This window comes from endosymbiont of Lamellibrachia barhami (genome assembly GCF_011947365.2).
In the GTDB taxonomy this organism is placed as follows: Bacteria; Pseudomonadota; Gammaproteobacteria; order Chromatiales; family Chromatiaceae; genus QGON01.
Genome location: NZ_JAAVSH020000001.1, coordinates 1115293 through 1135438 on the forward strand (window position 1 = coordinate 1115293; position 20146 = coordinate 1135438).

A 20146-nucleotide genomic window follows, 5' to 3' on the forward strand; every position below is an offset into this window, starting at 1 on the left:
GAAACACTGCTTTTGACCACGAAGCGCACGAAGTACACGAAGAAAATTTATTGTTAATCGATTTGTTACCTTCGTGCGCTTCGTGTTCTTTGTGGTTAGATATGAGTTTCCGGACAGACAGTATTTAAAGTTAGCAGTCACGCAGCAATCCTGTCGATAGACTTCTGACTATAATAGTGGCCTGTTTAACTGGAATCACCCCCAACCCATGCCTGAACCTCTACTCCCGGATCCTGATGAACTTAACTCACTGGTATCCAGATTCATTGAGAACCGGCGTCGCTCCTCCCATCGGGGCATGCTGTTGCTCTCCGGTGAACCTCAATGGAGCCGGTTGGTTGCCGCAGAGCTGTTAAAAAGACTCACCTTCAATCGTTCGATATGGATCGGCCTGGACAGTCCCCCGGAGATCGACAGCATCCCTGCAAGCAAGGCGACCACCCTGCTCGGGCAGGAGATCGATGTACTGGTGTTCGACGCCTTCAGTGGACTCGATGTGGATGCATTGGGCGCATCCAGTGGTGCCATCCGAGCCGGGGGAGTGCTGCTGCTGCTATCTCCCCCACTGAGTGAGTGGCCTGGATTCGACGATCCGGAATATGCCCGTATCACCGTAGCAGGTTATGAATCCCGTGATATAAGCGGTCGTTTTCTCTCCCGTTTCGTCCATCTGCTTACGGATGATGCAACGATCCTGCAGATCGAACAGGATAAGCCCTTGCCCCCGCTTCCGGCAGCTCAACCGATAGACACCCCGCCCTCCGTTGAAGATTCGGATTGCCTGACAGCTGACCAGCATAGTGCGGTGCAAGCGGTGATCAAGGTCGTCACAGGACACCGCCGACGCCCGGCAGTATTGATCTCCGATCGGGGACGCGGCAAGTCAGCGTCTATGGGTATCGCTGCTGCCAGACTTCTGCAACAGGGCGTGTTACAGATCCTCGTCACCGCCCCCAGGCTGGCAGCGGTCGAGCCGCTGTTCCAAGGCGCTTGCAGTCTGCTGCCGGAAGCAGAATGCAGCAGGGACGCCATTCACCTCGGAGAGGCACAACTGCGTTTTGTCGCACCGGATGAACTGATCCACTTCCCGCTTCCCTGCGACCTGTTGTTGGTGGACGAGGCAGCCGCCATCCCCTCCCCCATGCTTGAGCGCCTGCTGGAGCACTATCCCCGCATCGCCTTTGCCTCCACCATTCACGGTTACGAAGGTACCGGCCGGGGTTTTGCAGTGCGTTTCCGCAAGATACTCGACCAGCGCCGCCCGCAATGGCGACAGATTTTCCTGGAGACCCCAATCCGCTGGGCCACCGGTGATCCACTGGAGAGATTCATCTTTCGCGCCCTTGCACTCGACGCCTCACCAGTGCCTGACGACGAACTGCAGCACATAGATCCGGCAGAGATAGTCCTGGAAACCCTGGACCGGGATCACCTTGCCGCCAATGAAAGCGATCTCTCCGATCTCTTTGGCCTGTTAGTGCTCGCCCACTACCGCACCACCCCTTTCGATCTGCGCCAACTCCTGGATGGCCCAAACCTCACTATCACGGTGCTGCGCTACCAGGGACGCATCGTTGCCACGGCACTGGTCGCCCGCGAGGGTGGATTCACCCCGGCCACCGCCCAAGCCATCTGGGCCGGGCACCGCCGTCCCCGGGGACATCTGCTCGCCCAGTCACTGAGCGCCCATCTTGGACTGGAAACTGCCGCCTGCCTGCTGGGCGCGCGCATCATGCGCATCGCAGTGCACCCTGTACTCCAGCTGCAGGGATTGGGCCGCCGCATGGTGGCTGCGATACGGCAGCAGACAGAAGCGGAAGGATTGGACTATGTCGGCGCAAGTTTTGGCGCCACCCAGGAGTTGATGCACTTCTGGCGGGCAGGCGGGCTGCTGCCCGTCCGGGTCGGCATACGTCGCGGCGCCAGCAGTGGCGTCCACTCCATAATCGTACTGCATCCAACTTCCACTGGCGGCAAGAAGATGTTTCAACAGGCTCGGACACGCTTCCTCAACCACTTCCCGCTATTGCTGGGAGATTCCCTGCAGGAGATGGAACCGTCACTGGCAATCACGCTGCTGCAGCAGAAGGAAGAACCCTCACTCCCAACCCTGGAATCGCAAGACTGGCTCGATCTTATCGCCTTCAGCTTTGCCAATCGCGGATTTGAGATCACCCTGCCCCCAATCACCACACTCTGCCTTCGGTTCTTTGCCAATGCCGAACACTCCTCACTGCTCTCCACCGATGAACAGCGGTTATTGATGATGAAGGTACTTCAACGTCATGACTGGCAATATCTGGCCAGAGCGATGGAGATGCCAGGCCGGGCAGCGGCAGAGCAAGCGATAAAAACTGCAGTAGGCAAGCTCATATTAGAAATGGGGGATCTGCCTATTAAAGAGAGAATCGAACAGCTTGGCTTCAAAACAAGCGAGCCTCAACCCGCCTCGTCCAAAGCAAAGGGGGGAATTGTAATCACCCCGAAAACCAGCTGACATCAGAAGTAGAATTTCCTCATGATAGCGTAATGCGTCAGCTCGCCCCAGGGAAACAGGCCTTACATGACGTTTCTGTTCGCCGGCTCGCCGCTTTGCGCTCAGGCTTCCTCCAGACCTCACCTCGCGGTGACGCCCTTGCCCTCGGCTGGTAGTTGGTGTCAAATAGACAGGAATAAAAGGAGTTACCCACAGAGCGGGGGTCCCATGCATCTCATTTCCGATCATCGACAGTGGTTCTCCTACAGGGGACTTTCACCCCATAAGTTCATGCCCATGCTGGGCGTACACAAGACAATTTTACGCAGACGGCAAAAAGCATGTTCGTGCATCACACCACTTTTTGCCTCTGGTGAATTGCGGCGTTAGGTAGCTGCGTCATACGTCGGGTTCTGATATGCAGGATTGATACTTTAGCTGGGACAGAATCTTGAGGACAATATCTACAAAGACGGATATCGTTACAGAGGCACATGTCAAATATTTTCATCAGTTATAACCGCCAGAGCGAAGCTATCGCCAGAACCTTGGCCGACGATATAGAAGCGCTAGGCCATACCGTGTGGTTTGATCAGGAGTTGAGCGGTGGTCAGGCCTGGTGGGATCAAATCCTTGCAAGGGTTCTGGACTGTCATGTATTCGTCTTCGTCTTGAGCCAGGAAGCGCTAAGCTCCATAGCCTGTAAACGCGAATACGGCTATGCTGCCGATCTCGGCAAACCTATCTTACCCGTCGTAGTCTCTGGAGGAGTATCAACAAACCTCTTGCCGCCCGCGCTAGCGCAGATTCAATTTGTAGACTACCGGGAGCAGGATCGTGATGCTGCTTTTCGCTTAGCTAGAGCCCTCACTTCCCTTCCGCCTCCCAAACCTCTCCCCGAGCCTTTGCCGATCCCACCGGAAGTTCCTATCTCTTATCTCGGGAGTCTCACCGAGCAGGTCGAGACGACATCCACCCTGAGTTATGAGGAGCAAAGTGCTCTGGTGGTTGATCTTAAAAGGAGTATGCGCGATCCCGAAACTGCTGATGATGCGCGCACGTTACTCGAACGGCTGAGAAAACGGCGTGATCTTCTTGCAACCATGGCCGAAGAGATTGGCGAGTTACTCGAAAGCACAGAAAAAACGCCGCTGGATCCGCTTCGGGCTTCCAGGCTCGGAAAGTCACCAGGGGATAACTCCAATGATATAACACCGCAGGCTGAAAAAAAGGATGGGGAAGAGGTGAAAAGGAAACAACCTGCATCCCGATCTAAGGTACTCGGTCTCCTGACTATGCTGCTCATCATCGGGCTGCATGCCGGAATCGGCACCCTGCTGGCGATCGGTGCCAGTGATATTACTTATTGGTATTACCCATCTAAAAACTCCGGCCGCTATATCCTGAGCGAGGATGCCCTGACCATAGTTCTCGCTGGATGGGTCATGGCCTTCGGCATATCGGCATGGCTCTGGAATACCGCCCGGCGGGCTTTCAAGGGCCAAGAGAAGGCAACACGGCGTTTCCAGTTCATCTTCAGGGGCAGTGTCTCACCGAAGGTCGCCTTACTGGTACTGACCCTAGTCGTGGCCGCGTTCAATATCTTGGTGGGAATTGTCGTCTTCGAAGAATGGATGCGCGTCTGGTAGCCAGCGATTTCTCGACTGTAAAATAGAAAAACGGGTGCGCACCACTAGTGTCGGGTAGTCCTGAAGTCATAAGAACGTACTTGAAAAAAGGGGCTACAAACAAGTGTCATTGTTGTGACAGCTAATCGGGATAGGGAGCCGCTCTAACGGCACCCTCCCACAGCACCTTTTATACGGCGCCTGACCTGCTATTCACAGAGATGCTTCATCGGGCTAATCAAATCCACATCAAGTGCCTATCGGGCCGTAGCCGGATGATGAATCTTGCACCATAACGTTCGCAAGGAAATGAGTCCTGTTTCTTCAAAATATCTTCCGGTGAATCCAGCACTTTCAAACGATCGCATACTGTAAGTTAAGGAGATTTTTTCTAACAATGTTTCTTTCTGCAGGCTCATTGAGCATCAATAAGATATCAACTCAGCCAATCAATATGAGGCGAGCGAACATGACGACAGAAAGATTTCTAGTATGCTTGTTGAGCATTTTTACGACATTCGGCTGTCCCGCAGAAGAATATATAATCAGAAGCAGTGCGTTGAATGTTGTGAATGAAAAAAATTTACATGAACTTCTGGGAGATACAAGCAAAGAAAAACACCATGAGCCAAGTGGCGTGGTATTTGCAAATAATTCATTCTATATTGCTTTTGATAACCATAGCAGGGTTGCTCGAATTGATATTGACCTCCACGAAGCAAAACTATTAGGCACAGCAAAAAATGGAATCGGTTATGAAGGGATAACATATGATCGTGTAAACAGTAAGTTTTATCTGATCGAGGAATCAAATGATAATGATGGCGCGATGAATGCGCGAATAAACATTGTAAATAATGAGTTGGCATTAGAAAAGAAAAAATGGCTTAAATATAACTTCCAGGGAAAAAATAAAGGATTTGAAGGCATTACTACGGTAGTAAAGGATAATAATTTATATCTTCTTGCCTTATGCGAAGGCAATGATTGTGACGCAGGAGCAGCAAGTAAGATTTATGGAGCAGGGAGAATCAAGGTATTCGAGAAGAAACGAAAGAAATGGAAATATGTTGCATCTATAAGGCTACCGCAAACATTGGAATTTATTGATTATTCTGGAATAGATATCAATAGTGATAATATGTTGGCAATCACTTCGCAAGAATCATCTGCCATTTTTGTTGCAGGATTAGATCTAAATAACTGGAAAGTTATTGATGATGGTGTGGTTTACAGGTTTCCAAAGGATATGAATGGAAACGTTCTTTATTGCAATATAGAAGGTGTTTCTTGGATTGCAACAGATCGGCTTGTAACAGTGAGTGATGCAAAAAAGGGCTATCAGCATGAACAATGTAAGAAAAAAGAACAGTCGATACACATCGTTTCCATATGAATTACACTGAACACATCGGTAAACGAAGAAAGTAATGAGAGTAACCAATATTCATAGTCGCACATACCAAGTGTCATCAGACAAAATTGGTGCTTTAATGGATACGTTATCCTCAAACAATGACTTACTGTGGCCCCACAAACTTTGGCCTAGAATGAAGTTCGATAAGCCTCTGTCCGTATCTGCAAATGGCGGCCACGGTCCGATTCACTATTTTGTGGAAGAGTATGTGACTGGGAAAAGTATTGTATTCCGCTTTACTGGACCCAATGGATTTGATGGTTATCATGGTTACGATGTAGTTGAACTCGACAATAATACAACTGATCTGCGTGAAACACTCAAAATGAAAACTCATGGGATGGCACGACTATCATGGCCACTGATCTTTTGTCCATTGCATGATGCATTAATAGAAGATTCACTCAGTTTTGCTGAACTGCGGTTAAATCTTACGCCTACAGTCACAGAATGGTCTTTGTGGGTTAAATTATTGCGCTGGCTGATTTCCGGCGGAAAAAGTCGCGCACAAAAAATCGTCTGAAGGCCAATTAATACGGACCCACAGGAGTGGGTTCCTACGCGCCTAACCATAAATCTTCTTAGGCACCTCAAAGATTTCCACTGGTTTGCCTTTTTTGTGCTGTCGCGGCCAGACTGCATAACGACCTGCTGCAATCGGTTCCAGGGCACGGCGGCTGATGATCTCTGCCGCCTCGCTGGAGAGTGACAGTATCGGCAGCTGGCGTCGACTACCCTGCACCACGAACTTTCCACACTCATGCAGATGCTCAGCAATCCAGGATGGTGTCTTGCCATTGACCAGACTGAATCGACTGTAGTCCCAAAGCAGCAACTCCCGTAAGAGCAGGTCTCCTTCCAGCGTGGGCTCGAGGTAATCTGCGACCAGACCGAATAACCGGTCAGGCTGCAGATTTTCACGCGCCAGTCGCTCACCCGTCGCGGCTAACAATGCATTGAAACAGGCGACTATCTCATCGTCAAAATAACGCGGTACCAGCCACATCAAAGTATGGATCAGATAGCCGCTGTTCCAGAGACGTTCCAGCAGTTCCGCATAGAGCTTGAACCGCGACAATTCCTGGAAAGTGAGCAATGGATGTGAGAGCACTTCATAGGGCGGCTCCCTGTCCCAACGATAACCCAGTGGCCCCGCCTGCATCTGTAAGGGTGTACCGGGAAGCATTTTCAAGGTGCCAAGCTGAAGATGACCCGGATAGAGCCGAAACACCCGGTTCAGGGAGTCACTGCATTGCACTGCATCCTCTCCCGGCAGCCCGATGATCAGGTCGAGATGAACCGGGTGTTTCTTCAGTTCAACCAACTCACTAATATTCGCCAATGCCTTGGGGATATCCATCTGCCTGTCGATGGCATCGAGCACCGGCGCGCTCAGGGTCTGCAGTCCGATCTCAAACTGAAACTTCCCCGGTGCTGCCTGGCGAAATACCGCCATTGCCTCAGGGGAGATCCGGTCCGGATTCAGCTCAAGATGGAAACGCAGACTCTCAGGTGTCTGCGCGAATCGGTGCAGAAGCTCTACTGTGCGCTTTTTTCCGAGATGGAAACTGCGATCGAGCAGTTTCACTGTTTTGGCCGCTAGCCCCTCCAATATCTGGAGTTCGGCTTCCACTCTCTCCACAGGAAATGCGCGCAGCCGATCGGTGGCACTGGTGCAGAAGGTACAGCGATAGGGACAACCTCGGGAGGTCTCCCAGTAGACCAGTGGCTTGGTGAAATCAGTCAAACCTAAAGTAATCGGTGAGGGAATCTCCTCCACTGGCAGCATCCGGATCGGATTGGTCACTATCATTCCGTCTTTGCGCCAGATCAGCCCCGATGTATCTGAAAGATCACCTTGACCGTAAAGGCGCCACCGCACCAGATCACGAAAAGCGGCTTCACCCTCCCCGTCCACAATGAAATCGATTGCATCCACTCTGCCCAGCAACTCAGCGCCTCGCGGTCCCGCTTCGGGACCGCCGAAAACAAAAAGCGACTCCGGCAGAAGCTGTTTCAGTAACCGTGTCAGTCTAAGGGATGCCTGGATATTCCAGAGATAGGTTGAGAATCCGATCACCGCCGGCGCCAACGCCACCAGTGATTCGATCAGCTGCTGGTGATTCACATTGACCAGCGGTTCGAACAGGTGGATATCGTCGTAGAAAAGCTCATCGCGACAGAAAGCGGCAATCGACTGCAGCGCCAGTGAGGAGTGGCTGTAGCCTGCATGCAGAGTCACCAGTGCAATCGCTGACGTCTCGGATCGGGTTGTGATTTCCAGGTTTGGCATAGTGCGGTGAAATATACGTGACCGCGCCATTTCTGAACACCGTTCAGGCTCCGTTCAGTTAACAGCCTCCACAATCTCCAACAGAGATCCTAAATCGCCATTCGATGATGACAAGGGTCACCGCTCAATCAGGAGGGATAAAACCATGAGCACCCCAAGCAAATTCAACCTATCAGATTCAACCGGCCTGCAGCCATTTTCGGCACTTGTTATTGCCTGGATGTTGCTGTTCGCCATTCCGACCCAGGCGGCCAACAGCCCTACCCTCAAGCTCTTTCCCACCACGGTACTCGAGGACATTCGCCACACCGGCAGCGTTGCCAAAGAGATGGAGAGTGGGTTGCAGGAGGTGATATCCCGTCTGGATCAACAGCAGCAACTGATCATCGACAGTAAATGCGAAGAGGCGGATGAAGATCCCGGCTGTGCCCAGTTGAACAAGCAACTTGGGGCAACCTATCTCGAAATGTTGAACATCATGGAGAGCAACCTGCCCACCATGGAGCAGGCGGTGGAGACGACCCGCAAGAGTCTGGCGAAACGTCTTCGCAAGGAGTTGGGGAATGGCATGACACCCTGGTCCCTGCAGGAGAACCTGCTCGGCGGGCAGTCCGGCAAGCAGGCAGCGCAGACCCGGCCCAGCCTGCGCGGGCGCTCCGGTATGCGACTCAGCGACCGCTTCAGCCAATACTACAAACTGGTCTCCAACAGCTCTTCGTCACAAGGTTCATCCATGGCGGTCATCGCCTCCGACATCTACCTGGATATGGAAGAGACCGCTGATCTTATCGCCCGTACCCGCCAGGAGATCAGCCGAGCCACCCTCATGGGTCAGCTCAACCAATCCTTTGGGGTCATCACCCCTGAAATGCAGGAGGTTGTGAGCGGAGTCAAGGCCATCCTGTTCGGTGATCCGGAGAGTGAAATGCCCCTTGCGGCGCCTCCAACCACTGCTGACAGCACAGCGTACCAGAGTCCACTCAGCCTCTAAGGGAGAAACATCATGAATAGCACGAAAACACTTATCTCAGCGGCACTTTTTGCCACCGTTTCATTCACTGCAGGTTGCGACACTCAACCGGTGAAGGCCAACGCCTGCATCCCGCCACAGGGTCACGATCTGGATGTCGCCGTGAGCCAGTCGAAGAGTGATTTGAGTGATGTTTGCAGCTTCCAGTTCGATGCCTATCTTGAGCGTCTGATGAATATTGCCGAGAGCGATCCAAAACCTGCAAACAAAGAGAAGTTCAGCGAATTTCTGCTCTGGTCAAATCAGGCCGGTCTGTTGAGCAAGCAGCAGGCAAAATCGATCTACAACCGCTATTTCAATGTCAAATATGTCTCCCTGATGGGGGACTACAACAACTGCAGCCTGACCTGTCCGAGACAGCAGGAGGTGCTGGCAAACATGGAACGGGAGCTACTCGACAAAGAGCGCGGCCTGGTAAAAATCAGCCGGGACACCCGCAGTTATCAGCGCGCGGACCGGTTGTTGAAAGAGACGGAACTGGTGCTGGAAGCCACTTGCACCGCCTGTGGCGCCAATTAGCGCGGGAAGTGAAGCGATGAAAAGGGGGTATTTCAATCGCTTTCTGAGGGGATTTCTGCTCGGTATGTCTATCACCCTGAGTCTTGGCGGCCTGCTATTGTGGCTGTTGTCGGCCCAGAGCCTGGTGACAATCTCAGCCGAATCTCTGGAAGGCTTGCAAAACCTGCTTGGCTGGAGCAGCCGCAATATGGGCATGGCCATTTGGCCCTTCACCCTCGTATTGCTGCTGTTTCTGCTAACTCTTCGCACCCTGCGGCAACGCATTGCCGCAGAACAATCCATCGACAGGATTGTCCAGGCTGCACACCTGACCGATATCTGGATCGGGCTCTTTTTCGGCATCGGCGTGATCTGGACCGCCATCGGAATGCGTAGCGCCCTACTCTCCGCGCTTGGCGATCCTGAGAGCGCAGCGAAACTCGGCGCCTTCGTCATTCTGCAACGGTTGGTCGATGGAGGGATCCTGCTCGCCCTCTCCACCACCATATTCGGCGGCATTGGCGGCTATCTGATGCGTGTCATCAAGGCAGTTGCCGTTGGTGGTGAGCTACAGCGCTACTACAGCCGTCTGGCCGAGCAGCACAACACGGCGGTACAGTCTTCATTGGATCGCATCGACAGCCACCTGCAACAGATCAGTCACCACCAAGAGAATCGGGATGAACCTCTGGCACTCACAAATTTACAGCGCTGACCCCCACGCAGGATCAGGTGGCACAGATGAACTGCAGACCGATGTGATGCGCTTTATGGCAATTCTCGGCTTTTGTCTGATGGCAATCTTTGCCTTGGTACAGTCACTGCCGCAAGCCGCTTCGGAAGAACCCAAAGTCGTTGAAGAGAAAGCCGACAACAGTCGATTGAAGCAGGAACAGGAGGCCCTCATCGCCTCTCTGGAGCAACTCCATGCAGATCTCAAGCAACAGCAGCAAAAACAGCGCCGGATTTCTGACGAACAGAAAGTGCTGACGACACAGTCTCAACAGAAACAGCGACAACTCTCTGCATTGAATTTGAAGATCAAACAGCGTCGGAAATATCTGTCTGCCCTGGATCAACAGTTAAAGAAAAAACCTCAAGCAGTCACTCCTATCGAGGCGCAGGAGCCAAACGCCGCTAAAGATGAAGAACCAGGATTTGAACTCAGATTCTCCTCAGATCAGGCTTTGAAACACCTTGTTCAAAACAAGAGAATTCAACTCTATGCGCTAGGCTCTGAGACAACCTGGAAACTTATTGTTACCAATGGAAAAACGGTGTTTCATGTTACACCCTCTCCTCTGCGCTACCATGAAATGACGCCTGAAACAGTACCCGGTGATGTTCTACAGGCCTATCGACAACTGCCCGTCACGACATCGGGCACACCGGTCATCTGGGGCGTGGAACTACCCCATCCGCTGCAGGAAAAAATTCAACAGTTGATGCAGGAGTCCAGTGGCGGTCTGCTCATTATCGATGCCCTGGGCCATGTCAAACTGGAAAGGAGACAAGGGAATGTTTAGATCAATCTGTCTTACTCTGCTGCTGATAGGTCTGAGTGGATGTGTCACCCAACAGACCAGACCCGCATCACAATCCACGCTTGACCAGTGGGTCGAGCAGGATCTTATCCCTTATCTCAAAACACAGCTCAGCCAGCATCCCCGTTTCCAGGGAGAATCCATACTGCTGGGCAGACTCAAAGACGGTGCGATTCAACCAAAAATGGATCGGCTGACGCGTGATATCCGTGACAAAATAAACGCCGAGCTACTGGCGACTCCGGGGATTCATCTGGCCCGACAGCAACGGGACAAACGCTGGAGTCATCGGGATAGACCCACTAAACCCTGCGATGGTGAACAGCCGATCCACTATTTCATCGGCCTGGATCTCAGGCTCGACAGCAGCCGGCAGTTGAATCTGACCCTCAGGGCATTGGATCTGCAACAGAACAGTTGGGTCTCCGGGTTCAGCCGACAGTGGCAGGGAGAGGCATCCCGTCAGCAGGCGGAACTGCTGCACACTGTGCATCTGGATGAGTCACTGCGGGGTCTGCGAATGCTGCCTTTCGTTCAAGGCCAGCCGGATCTTATGGCCAGACAACTGGCTGATGACCTCTACTGCCGTCTTAAACAGTTGCCTGTGCAAAACCCAAAACTTCATATTCAGCCTTATGAGAGTGATGAAGCACAGGCCCGTACAACCATGGAACTGCTTACCCACAATCTCGCCCGTTTTGGCGATGTTCATATTGAAAAAAATCAGGCTGATGCCGATCTGACGATAAAAGGAAAAACTCACCGAATCTCAGGAAATCTGCAACAGTTCTGGGTTCTGGTCCAACCTGCCGAGGCTGCTTCAGCATTGCCGGATATCAGTGTCAGCACCTATCTTCTATCTGACCCTGCACAGACCACAACCACCGGGGCCGTCCCTGCCCAAAAAGAGAGGCCGGTGAGAGTGGCAAAAAGCGCCGGTGTCCTCCAAATCATCACACCGAGAAAACTCTCGCTCTGTGGCACACGCCATCCCTGGCGCTCTGGAGAGCGCGTACTTAACGGGCAGGCGGCCATTCCCAGGCAGGGGTGCTTTGCCCTGGAGATAGCTGCGCCTGCAGAGAGCCGGGGGTTCTTCTTCAAAAAGCGTGACGACGGCGCACTGTTTCGTCTCGCCCCATCAGAGTGCCGGCATCTCGGAGTGAGGTCTTCCCGGAATTCCAATGGAAAGACCCTGCGTCTACCTTCACGACATCGGCGAGGCGTGGAGGGCGTGCTGCATAGTGATGATAAATCCGAACGGGAGACCTACTACGCGATAATCACCAATGACGATCGCAGCGCAGGGGTAGTCGCCGCCCATCTCGCCCTCCTGCCGGAGAGTTGTCACGGTTACGAAGATCCACAACTCAACGCTGAAGAGCTGATGGGTTGGTTGCAGAAACTTGATCAATTGATGTTGGAACATGCTTCAAATGTGGCATGGACATCTAGAGATATTACATTAATTAATACTCGTAAATCATTGATTAATATTTATTAGTAATGAGGGCTATCATGGTAAGACTCATTGGACTTATTGCAGGTTTCGGGGTGGCTGTTCTCCTCCTGGGCATGGTTTTCAATCCGAGACCGATTCAGCGGGTCTCCAGTAGTCCCCAACCCACTCAAATACCATCACAAAGTGTTCCAGCAACACCCAACCAATCGGTCGAGATATCACACACCACCTCAACGGCAGACGACCGCCTATTGGAAGATCCGCCAATCCCGGTCGACCAACCCACGATTGAAGAGCCACCCATAGCCAATATCGAACTTCAGGCAATCGAACAACAATGGCAGCCGTTCTGGAGTCCATTCCGCAGTGAACGCTCCGCCAGCGGATTTGCCACTCGTATTGAACATCTGACGGGGCGCCAAATGCGTGTCCAACAGGAAGAATCGGGCAGATATCAGGTTGTTTTTGCGCACTGGGGCGAAGCAGACCGATCCATCGCCCTCACACAAATTGCTGCCGCCAGCGGCCTCAAAATTGAGCAGGCACCCCATGACCCGGACTAACAGGAAAAAAATTTCCCTACTCTGCCTGCTGGCGGGAATGATCTTTTCCCAGCTCGCCAGTAGCGCAACGGAAAACAGCACAAAAGCCATTTCAGAGACCTGGAAAAACTACCTGTCCACAGCAGACAGCAAAGAACCGAGCAAACGCTTTCCCTATCTGCACTGCTTTCGCCGGGCTGCGGCTAACCACGATCTGCCATTGACCCTGCTGCTGGCGGTCTCACGGGGTGAAAGCGATTTCGATCCTGCGGCCCGTTCCCACGCAAATGCCCATGGTCTGATGCAGATCCAATGGCCAGGCACCGCGAAACATCTCGGAATCAACAGGGTTGCAGACCTCTACAACCCGTGCCGGAATGTGGATGCGGGCACCCGATATCTCAAAGAACTGTTGGCACGATATAACAACGACCTGCACCGGGCACTGGCTGCCTACAATTATGGCCCCGGCCGGATATCCAAAACCGGGGGGGGAAATACCAGACGGCGCAGAGTGGTACAGCCGCTATATCTATCGTCACCTCACCTATGTGACGGATATCAACCGCCGCGAATCCACCGAATCACAACAGCCCTATTCAGCGGAAAAGAGACGGGCGCTCATCGAATTCAACCGCCCCTACCGGGTCGAGGCCTATGTGAAATCGCTGCAAAAGCGTTTTCCCGACCTGCGGTTTGACTGGTTCAAACTGCCTGAACAGCGTTTCAGGGTCGTTGTCCTCTATGCAGATGAGCGTGAGCAGGCTAAGACACTCTCGCAGCTGCGACACTCTGGAATAATCACCGACTGACCAATCAAAGAAGCAAAACTTGTGAGGAAGGCAAGGAGTTGTTAACCGTTTTGAAAATCCCGGACAAAACACTCGCGTTTCCCGATTTCTCGCGCTATGATTCAGCTGTTTTGTTGTGCGCTTGGCACACAGATAAAATTGCTAAATCACTCTTTGTTTTCAACAGCTTAAATCATAGGGATTCAACATGTTCGACCTCAGGAAGACACGTATCGGCGTGCTTGGCCTCGGTTATGTAGGGCTGCCACTGGCAGTGGAGTTCGGAAAGAAATTTCCCACCATTGGCCTCGACATCAACGAGGCCCGGGTTCAGGAACTGAAAGAGGGCCGCGACAGCTCTCTGGAAGTAGAGCCCGAAGAGCTGGTAAAGGTGCCTCATCTTACCTTCACCAGTAATCTTGATGATATCAAAGAGTGCAACGTCTATATCGTCACGGTTCCCACCCCGATCAATGAGCATAAACAGCCCGATCTTTCGCCACTGATCGGCGCCAGCCATGCGCTGGGCAAGGTGATCAAACCCGGCGACATCGCCATCTTCGAATCCACCGTCTATCCAGGTGCCACCGAAGAGGATTGCGTACCGATCATGGAAGCGGACTCCGGCCTGACCTTCAACAAGGACTTCTTTGTCGGCTACAGCCCCGAGCGCATCAATCCCGGCGACAAGGAACACCGCCTGCCCACTATCAAGAAAGTGACCTCAGGCTCTACACCCGAAGTGGCGGATTTCGTCGATGAACTCTACCGCAGCATCATTACTGCCGGCACCCACAAGGCCAGCAGCATCAAGGTTGCCGAGGCGGCAAAGGTCATCGAGAATACCCAGCGCGATGTCAATATTGCCCTGATCAACGAACTGGCGCTGATCTTCAATCGTCTCGGCATCGATACCCTGGAGGTACTTGAGGCCGCCGGCAGCAAGTGGAACTTTCTCCCCTTTCGCCCCGGCTTGGTTGGCGGTCACTGCATCGGCGTCGACCCTTACTACCTGACACACAAGGCGCAATCGATCGGCTACCAGCCGGAGATCATCCTTGCCGGTCGCCGACTCAATGACGGCATGGGCGCCTATGTGGTCCACTCCGTCATCAAGATGATGATGAAACGCGGCATCGCCTCCAACAGCAAAGCGCTGGTTCTGGGCCTCACCTTCAAGGAGAACTGTCCGGATCTTCGCAATACCCGCGTAGTGGATATCGTTGCAGAGTTCCAGGACTACGGCACCACAGTGGACGTCTATGATCCCTGGGTCAGTGCCGACGATGCTGAGCATGAATATGGCATTCGCACCATCGATACGCTAAAGGAAGGGCACTATGATGCCGTTATATTGGCCGTGTCACACAGAGAGTTTGCCGAGATGGGCAGTAAAAAGATCCGCGCCCTGTGCAAACCTGACGGTGTGCTCTTCGATGTTAAGAACCTTCTGCCTGTGGATGATGTCGACGGTCGTCTGTAAGCAGTAATACGACCTGGAATACAGACTTTATGAATAGCTACGATAAGCTCAAACAACACCTGGAAAGCAACCAGTCCACTTGGCTCATAACGGGTGTTGCCGGTTTCATCGGCTCTAACCTGTTGGAAACCCTGTTGAAACTCAACCAGTCCGTTGTCGGCCTGGATAACTTCTGTACTGGGCACCGCTACAATTTCGACAAGGTGCAGGAACAGGTTTCGGAAACTCAGTGGAACAACTTCGCCTTCATCGAAGGTGATATCCGTTCTCTGGATGACTGCAAAAAAGCCTGCGACGGCATCGATTACGTGCTGCATCAGGCGGCCCTCGGTTCGGTACCCCGTTCCCTGGACGATCCGATCACCACCAATGAGAACAACATCACCGGCTATCTGAACATGCTGGTGGCGGCTCGTGATGCCGGTGTCAAACGGTTTGTCTACGCAGCCTCCAGTTCCACCTATGGCGACCACCCAGGTCTGCCGAAGGTTGAAGGTGAGATCGGCAACCCGCTCTCTCCCTATGCGGTCACCAAGGTAGTCAACGAACAATATGCCAGCGTATTTGCCCGTTGCTACGATTTCAAGACCATCGGCCTGCGCTATTTCAATATCTTTGGGCAACGTCAGGATCCGAACGGCGCTTACGCAGCTGTCATACCAAAATGGGTCGATGCCATGATCAAGGATGAAGAGGTCTTCATCAATGGTGACGGTAAAACGAGCCGGGATTTCTGCTATATCGACAATGCCGTGCAGGCCAATCTTCTGGGCGCAACCACAGAAAACCCTGATGCGGTCGACCAGGTTTATAATGTTGCCGTTGGCGACCGCACTACATTGACCGATTTGTACGAAGAGATCCGTATACTGCTGGAAAAGCGCTTTCCTCATCTCAAAGGGTCCTCTCCAACCTACAGGGATTTCCGCGCCGGGGATGTTCTGCACTCTCTGGCCGATATTTCCAAATCAGAAACATTGCTGGGATATGAGCCGACTCACAAGATCGGACCCGGTCTTGATGAAGCGATGGGCTGGTACGTCGACGATCTGACCTGATCCCAATTTAGCGCTAGTTTACGAAAAGGAACTCCCCAATGAAGGTATTGATAACTGGCAGCGCCGGTTTCATCGGTTCAGCTCTGGCACTGCGACTGCTGGAGCGTGGTGACGAGGTCATCGGCATCGACTGCCTCAACGACTATTATGATGTTGAACTGAAGAAGGCGCGTCTGGCTCGTACTCAAGACCATCCAAAGTACACCGACCTGCGGCTCGAACTGGAAGACCGTCAGGGTATTGCAGACTGTTTTGCAAAATACAAACCCAACCGGGTCGTCAATCTAGCGGCCCAGGCAGGTGTACGCTACTCCATCGAAAATCCGCTGGCCTATATCGATTCAAACCTGATGGGTTTCGGGCATATTCTCGAAGGGTGCCGTCATAATGGCGTCGAGCACCTGGTCTACGCCTCCAGCAGCTCCGTTTACGGCGCCAACACCTCCATGCCCTTTTCGGTTCACGACAATGTGAATCACCCGGTGAGTCTCTATGCAGCCACCAAAAAGGCCAATGAGTTGATGGCTCACACTTACAGCCATCTCTATCGCCTGCCCACCACCGGCTTGCGTTTCTTCACGGTTTATGGACCCTGGAGCCGTCCCGACATGGCGATGCTCAAATTTGCCCAGAAGATCATGAAGGGCGAGCCCATCGATGTCTTCAACTACGGCAAACACCAACGGGATTTCACCTACATCGACGATATCGTTGAAGGTGTGATTCAGGTGCTGGACCGTCCGGCGCAGCCCAATCCCGACTGGGACAGCGATCACCCGGACACCGCCAGCAGCACCGCACCCTATCGGCTCTATAATATCGGCAGTAACAACCCAACAGAGCTAATGCGCTACATTGAGCTGCTGGAAGAGAGCTTGGGCAAGAAGGCAGAGTTAAACATGTTGCCACTGCAGGACGGCGACGTGGTTGCCACTTATGCCGATGTGGACAGCCTTATTAAAGACACGGGTTATAAACCCAGCACCAAACTTGAAGATGGTGTAGCGGCCTTCGCCAAGTGGTTCAAGGAGTACTATGGGCACTAGCCTGATCCGCTACGCTTGATCAGGCCTACGAGAAGCCGGCTGGAATCCGGGAGATTGTAATCTGGGAAGAGCGGAATCTGGCAGTTATGCCGGGTTCCGTTTTTTTATGCGCAAAAAAAAGCGGGTGAGAACCGATCCAGGAGGCTGAAAGGATCGAGTTTGCTCACCCGCAGACTAGCGCTTATCCACGGAAACGACCAATCCGCGTGTAGCTGTGCGGAATATTAGCCATTCTTAATTAACTTCAATATGACACAGATCAATAAACCCTGCATTTCGCTAAGGAATTACTCTGGGCGAAACGTCATCAAAATCCCTTAATTTTCGTCCTGTACGCCGCCGAAGAGTTCCAGCAGACGGGGCAGAAAACGGCGAAACTCCAGGGCCATCAGGGAAAAATCGACATCGAACCGCGCAATATCATCCTCAGCCACACTATCAGCGGCCTCCTCCTGAATGATATCCAGGAACTTTATTCGCTTTAGCGCAAGATCTGATTCAATCGTGCAGGAGAGCCGCTCATTCCACTCTACAGCCAATTTGACCACCTGTTTTCCCGCATCCAGGTGGTTGAGCACTTCCTGTGCGCCCAGGTCATGTCCCTTGCAGCGCACAATCGCCTTCTCGTCTGAAGCATCCTGGAGTTCACAGCTGTCCTGCAGGACAAAGTCACCATACTGCTCCGGGCGGCGTATCCACTCGGTCATCACGGAAGGGGGAGCGACTGCAACATCCAGGGGGCGGACCGGCAGGGTTCCCAAGGTCTCACGGAGCAGTCCCAGCAGTGCTTCCGCCTTGTTGGCCGAGGCAGCGTCGACTAGAATCCAACCGCTGGTCCGATCGATCATGGCATAGATCCGTGCCGATTTGGTAAACGCTCTGGGCATCAAATCCTGGATGATCTCATCCCGAATCTCACCTTTCTCCCGCCGGGAGACCTGGCGTGCTTCCGCCTCTTCTATCATTACGGTTTTCTCTTCAACCATCTCCCGGACCACCGACGCGGGCAGTACCTTCTCCTCCTGTCGCAGGCAGAGCATGATGCTACCGTTCACTTCATGGGCCAAGCGGTCCGATCGCCTGCCCAGCGGTGATGTCCAGCCGAGTGTGGCAGGCTCCATGCTGCCGCAACTTCGAAACTCCCGTTCCGCCAGCTGTATCTGCAGCTCCTCCTCCGACAGCGCGAAGGGTTTAAGAAGTTGGTAGATACGAAGATTTTTGAACCACATGTGAGCACGCCAGACTGGTGAATGGGGAGGCGGATTATGGCGGATGTTCTCAGGCTTATCCAGCCTTGCTTTTTGAAAAAAAACGACCCATGGTTCTATATAGAGATCAGAGAAGATCGCACCTTATGGGAAAACCAGAATGTCTATCGAAGCGAAAAAAAACCTCAGCGACAATGGCTGGAAAACACTGTTGGAGATCGCCCGTGCATCGATCCGAAATGGTTTGGAGAAAGGCAGATCATTGCCTGTCGAGGCTGCAGATTACGCCGCCGAGTTGCAGGCCATACGCGCCAGCTTTGTGACCTTGAACAAACGTGGCCGGCTGCGCGGCTGCATTGGCCACCTGGAGGCAATCAAGCCACTCATCGAGGATGTGGCGGAAAACGCCTATTCTGCCGCCTTCCGTGATCCCCGATTTCCACCGCTGTCGCCCCATGAATATGACGAACTCGACATCCACCTCTCTGTGCTTACACCGGCTGAACCTCTCCCCTTCGAATCCGAGAGCGACCTGATTCAACAGCTGCGCCCCGGGATCGACGGACTCATCCTGGTGGACGGGGTGGCCAGAGGCACCTTTCTTCCTTCTGTCTGGGAGTCACTGCCGAAAGCCGAGGATTTTCTTCGGCATCTGAAACGCAAGGCCGGTCTGCCCGAAAACCACTGGTCGGAGACGTTGGAGATCTATCGCTACGAAACCGAGGTGTTTCCTGATTGAAGCATTGGCCGGTTCAAGTTTGCGGAACCGGCTGTGCAGTCCTTCGTTTCAATCTCTGATCGCCCGATCCACAAGCTTGAGCGGGCCTCCTAGCGTAGACACTTGCCGACAGAACCGGCGCCACAGGTCACCCCGTCGACCCAAATCGCTTCATCAAGCCTTGCACCGTCCAGTGCCGCACCCTGCATTCGGGCGCCGCGCAGATCGGCAAAACGCAGATCCGCGTTGATGAGGTCGGCCTCTGTCAGATCAGCACCCTGAAGATTTGCGCCCATCAGAGAGACTTTCTCCATCAGCGCATAACTGAGATCCGCGTAACGAAGATCGGCATAACGCATATCGGCCTCACGGAGATCCGTAGCAGTCAGTTTGGCCTTTCGCAGCACCGCACTGTTCAGCGTCGCCCCTCTCAGGCTGGCCGACCCCACATCCACAGCAACCAAGAGGCAACTACGCCAATTAACCCCAGGCGCAGCGGGTGAATCACACTGGGGATCATCCATCCTCTTGGGCATCCCGGACCAAAGTGACAGGCCGACAACAGCTCCCAAGACCAGCAGACTGACAATCATAGCCAATAAGGGAAATTTTCGTGTCGGTCTATCAGCAGATAAAACATCAGTTTGGTCACGCGCTTCCAGTGTTTTTTGTGCTGAGGCATCACCGCTTGCTGCCCGCAGTTGCAGGGGAATAACCTCCGGGACCTCTCCTATGGGTTTCCAGTTGCGGCGGTCCGCACTGATCTCCACATCCAGCCCGACCTCCTCCTGAAGCAGCATCCGCCGGATACGGCCGCTCGGGTAGGGGCCTCGTTTGATGCCCTCACTGCGCAGGAACCAGAGGCGGGTATTGTCTACTGTCTGATCTGTCATAGCGTTCAATTTTTCCGGGTATTTCGTAGGATTATCGGCAACAATCCTGATGAGTTGAATAG

18 protein-coding genes and 1 pseudogene are annotated in these 20146 nt (G+C 53.1%); 16 read left to right on the forward strand and 3 right to left on the reverse strand.

Annotated elements, in window-relative coordinates; all coding sequences use genetic code 11:
• Nucleotides 1-208 precede the first annotated feature (208 nt).
• The 4 genes from G9Q73_RS05010 (at nucleotide 209) to G9Q73_RS05025 (ending at nucleotide 6044) form a co-directional block, all read left to right on the forward strand.
• Nucleotides 209-2497: a tRNA(Met) cytidine acetyltransferase TmcA gene (locus G9Q73_RS05010; RefSeq protein ID WP_177418818.1), complete on the forward strand. Its 2289-nt coding sequence runs from the start codon at nucleotides 209-211 to the stop codon at nucleotides 2495-2497.
• 473 nt (nucleotides 2498-2970) lie between these two features.
• Nucleotides 2971-4125, forward strand: a complete 1155-nt coding sequence (locus G9Q73_RS05015; RefSeq protein WP_177418819.1) for a toll/interleukin-1 receptor domain-containing protein — start codon at nucleotides 2971-2973, stop codon at nucleotides 4123-4125.
• A 448-nt stretch (nucleotides 4126-4573) separates the two neighbouring features.
• Nucleotides 4574-5500, forward strand: coding sequence for an SdiA-regulated/phytase-like domain-containing protein (locus G9Q73_RS05020; RefSeq protein WP_177418820.1), 927 nt, complete (start codon nucleotides 4574-4576; stop codon nucleotides 5498-5500).
• Between the two features lie 154 nt (nucleotides 5501-5654).
• Nucleotides 5655-6044, forward strand: a complete 390-nt coding sequence (locus tag G9Q73_RS05025; RefSeq protein ID WP_246345025.1) for an SRPBCC family protein — start codon at nucleotides 5655-5657, stop codon at nucleotides 6042-6044.
• Between the two features lie 42 nt (nucleotides 6045-6086).
• On the opposite strand, the gene G9Q73_RS05030 is transcribed toward G9Q73_RS05025, so the two are convergent.
• Nucleotides 6087-7844: a B12-binding domain-containing radical SAM protein gene (locus G9Q73_RS05030; protein ID WP_304956556.1), complete on the reverse strand. Its 1758-nt coding sequence runs from the start codon at nucleotides 7842-7844 to the stop codon at nucleotides 6087-6089.
• Nucleotides 7845-7959: 115 nt separating this feature from the next.
• Here G9Q73_RS05030 and G9Q73_RS05035 point away from each other — a divergent pair, with 115 nt between their 5' ends.
• The 11 genes and pseudogenes from G9Q73_RS05035 to G9Q73_RS05080 all read left to right on the forward strand — a co-directional run bounded on the left by G9Q73_RS05035 (nucleotide 7960) and on the right by G9Q73_RS05080 (nucleotide 17265).
• Nucleotides 7960-8805 (forward strand): hypothetical protein, encoded by an 846-nt coding sequence (locus G9Q73_RS05035; RefSeq protein WP_246345027.1) that lies wholly within the window; start codon nucleotides 7960-7962, stop codon nucleotides 8803-8805.
• Between the two features lie 12 nt (nucleotides 8806-8817).
• On the forward strand, nucleotides 8818-9363 hold the full coding sequence (locus tag G9Q73_RS05040) for a hypothetical protein (RefSeq protein ID WP_177418822.1): 546 nt from the start codon (nucleotides 8818-8820) through the stop codon (nucleotides 9361-9363).
• Between the two features lie 16 nt (nucleotides 9364-9379).
• Nucleotides 9380-10057 carry a hypothetical protein gene (locus G9Q73_RS05045; protein WP_177418823.1) on the forward strand — a complete coding sequence of 226 codons (678 nt, stop codon included), beginning with the start codon at nucleotides 9380-9382 and terminating at the stop codon, nucleotides 10055-10057.
• Complete coding sequence (locus G9Q73_RS05050; RefSeq protein WP_177418824.1) at nucleotides 10023-10868, forward strand: hypothetical protein; 846 nt, start codon at nucleotides 10023-10025, stop codon at nucleotides 10866-10868. The genes G9Q73_RS05045 and G9Q73_RS05050 overlap by 35 nt, the downstream gene beginning before the upstream one ends.
• Complete coding sequence (locus G9Q73_RS05055) at nucleotides 10861-12387, forward strand: hypothetical protein (RefSeq protein ID WP_177418825.1); 1527 nt, start codon at nucleotides 10861-10863, stop codon at nucleotides 12385-12387. Before G9Q73_RS05050 ends, G9Q73_RS05055 begins: the two co-directional genes overlap by 8 nt.
• Before the next feature lie 14 nt (nucleotides 12388-12401).
• Nucleotides 12402-12908, forward strand: a complete 507-nt coding sequence (locus tag G9Q73_RS05060; RefSeq protein ID WP_177418826.1) for a transglycosylase — start codon at nucleotides 12402-12404, stop codon at nucleotides 12906-12908.
• A gap of 37 nt (nucleotides 12909-12945) precedes the next feature.
• A pseudogene (locus tag G9Q73_RS20350) lies at nucleotides 12946-13326 on the forward strand (lytic transglycosylase domain-containing protein); the annotation flags it as partial.
• Nucleotides 13327-13348: 22 nt separating this feature from the next.
• The gene (locus G9Q73_RS19460) at nucleotides 13349-13699 is read left to right on the forward strand and encodes a hypothetical protein (RefSeq protein ID WP_246345029.1); all 351 of its coding nucleotides are present in this window, start codon (nucleotides 13349-13351) and stop codon (nucleotides 13697-13699) included.
• Nucleotides 13700-13886: 187 nt separating this feature from the next.
• Nucleotides 13887-15161 carry a Vi polysaccharide biosynthesis UDP-N-acetylglucosamine C-6 dehydrogenase TviB gene (tviB, locus tag G9Q73_RS05070; RefSeq protein ID WP_177418828.1) on the forward strand — a complete coding sequence of 425 codons (1275 nt, stop codon included), beginning with the start codon at nucleotides 13887-13889 and terminating at the stop codon, nucleotides 15159-15161.
• Between the two features lie 29 nt (nucleotides 15162-15190).
• On the forward strand, nucleotides 15191-16219 hold the full coding sequence (locus tag G9Q73_RS05075) for an NAD-dependent epimerase/dehydratase family protein (protein ID WP_177418829.1): 1029 nt from the start codon (nucleotides 15191-15193) through the stop codon (nucleotides 16217-16219).
• Between the two features lie 38 nt (nucleotides 16220-16257).
• Complete coding sequence (locus G9Q73_RS05080; protein ID WP_177418830.1) at nucleotides 16258-17265, forward strand: NAD-dependent epimerase; 1008 nt, start codon at nucleotides 16258-16260, stop codon at nucleotides 17263-17265.
• Nucleotides 17266-17582: 317 nt separating this feature from the next.
• Here G9Q73_RS05080 and rdgC read toward each other — a convergent pair whose 3' ends face one another.
• Entirely contained in the window at nucleotides 17583-18494 is a 912-nt protein-coding gene (rdgC, locus tag G9Q73_RS05085; protein ID WP_177418831.1) for a recombination-associated protein RdgC, read from the reverse strand.
• Nucleotides 18495-18633: 139 nt separating this feature from the next.
• Between rdgC and amrA the strand changes: the two genes are divergently transcribed.
• Nucleotides 18634-19212 (forward strand): AmmeMemoRadiSam system protein A, encoded by a 579-nt coding sequence (gene amrA / locus G9Q73_RS05090; protein ID WP_177418832.1) that lies wholly within the window; start codon nucleotides 18634-18636, stop codon nucleotides 19210-19212.
• A gap of 89 nt (nucleotides 19213-19301) precedes the next feature.
• Here amrA and G9Q73_RS05095 read toward each other — a convergent pair whose 3' ends face one another.
• Nucleotides 19302-20084 carry a pentapeptide repeat-containing protein gene (locus G9Q73_RS05095; RefSeq protein ID WP_177418833.1) on the reverse strand — a complete coding sequence of 261 codons (783 nt, stop codon included), beginning with the start codon at nucleotides 20082-20084 and terminating at the stop codon, nucleotides 19302-19304.
• Nucleotides 20085-20146 lie beyond the last annotated feature (62 nt).

Coding starts and splice junctions, on each gene's coding strand:
- G9Q73_RS05050 (WP_177418824.1), top strand. CDS start 10,023: ATGAACCTCTGGCACTCACAAATTTACAGCGCTGACCCCCACGCAGGA.
- G9Q73_RS05095 (WP_177418833.1), bottom strand. CDS start 20,084: ATGACAGATCAGACAGTAGACAATACCCGCCTCTGGTTCCTGCGCAGT.
- G9Q73_RS05035 (WP_246345027.1), top strand. CDS start 7,960: ATGAGCACCCCAAGCAAATTCAACCTATCAGATTCAACCGGCCTGCAG.
- G9Q73_RS05055 (WP_177418825.1), top strand. CDS start 10,861: ATGTTTAGATCAATCTGTCTTACTCTGCTGCTGATAGGTCTGAGTGGA.
- rdgC (WP_177418831.1), bottom strand. CDS start 18,494: ATGTGGTTCAAAAATCTTCGTATCTACCAACTTCTTAAACCCTTCGCG.
- G9Q73_RS05080 (WP_177418830.1), top strand. CDS start 16,258: ATGAAGGTATTGATAACTGGCAGCGCCGGTTTCATCGGTTCAGCTCTG.
- tviB (WP_177418828.1), top strand. CDS start 13,887: ATGTTCGACCTCAGGAAGACACGTATCGGCGTGCTTGGCCTCGGTTAT.
- G9Q73_RS05020 (WP_177418820.1), top strand. CDS start 4,574: ATGACGACAGAAAGATTTCTAGTATGCTTGTTGAGCATTTTTACGACA.
- G9Q73_RS05040 (WP_177418822.1), top strand. CDS start 8,818: ATGAATAGCACGAAAACACTTATCTCAGCGGCACTTTTTGCCACCGTT.
- G9Q73_RS05075 (WP_177418829.1), top strand. CDS start 15,191: ATGAATAGCTACGATAAGCTCAAACAACACCTGGAAAGCAACCAGTCC.
- G9Q73_RS05010 (WP_177418818.1), top strand. CDS start 209: ATGCCTGAACCTCTACTCCCGGATCCTGATGAACTTAACTCACTGGTA.
- G9Q73_RS19460 (WP_246345029.1), top strand. CDS start 13,349: ATGGCCCCGGCCGGATATCCAAAACCGGGGGGGGAAATACCAGACGGC.
- amrA (WP_177418832.1), top strand. CDS start 18,634: ATGTCTATCGAAGCGAAAAAAAACCTCAGCGACAATGGCTGGAAAACA.
- G9Q73_RS05015 (WP_177418819.1), top strand. CDS start 2,971: ATGTCAAATATTTTCATCAGTTATAACCGCCAGAGCGAAGCTATCGCC.
- G9Q73_RS05045 (WP_177418823.1), top strand. CDS start 9,380: ATGAAAAGGGGGTATTTCAATCGCTTTCTGAGGGGATTTCTGCTCGGT.
- G9Q73_RS05060 (WP_177418826.1), top strand. CDS start 12,402: ATGGTAAGACTCATTGGACTTATTGCAGGTTTCGGGGTGGCTGTTCTC.
- G9Q73_RS05025 (WP_246345025.1), top strand. CDS start 5,655: ATGAAGTTCGATAAGCCTCTGTCCGTATCTGCAAATGGCGGCCACGGT.
- G9Q73_RS05030 (WP_304956556.1), bottom strand. CDS start 7,844: ATGGCGCGGTCACGTATATTTCACCGCACTATGCCAAACCTGGAAATC.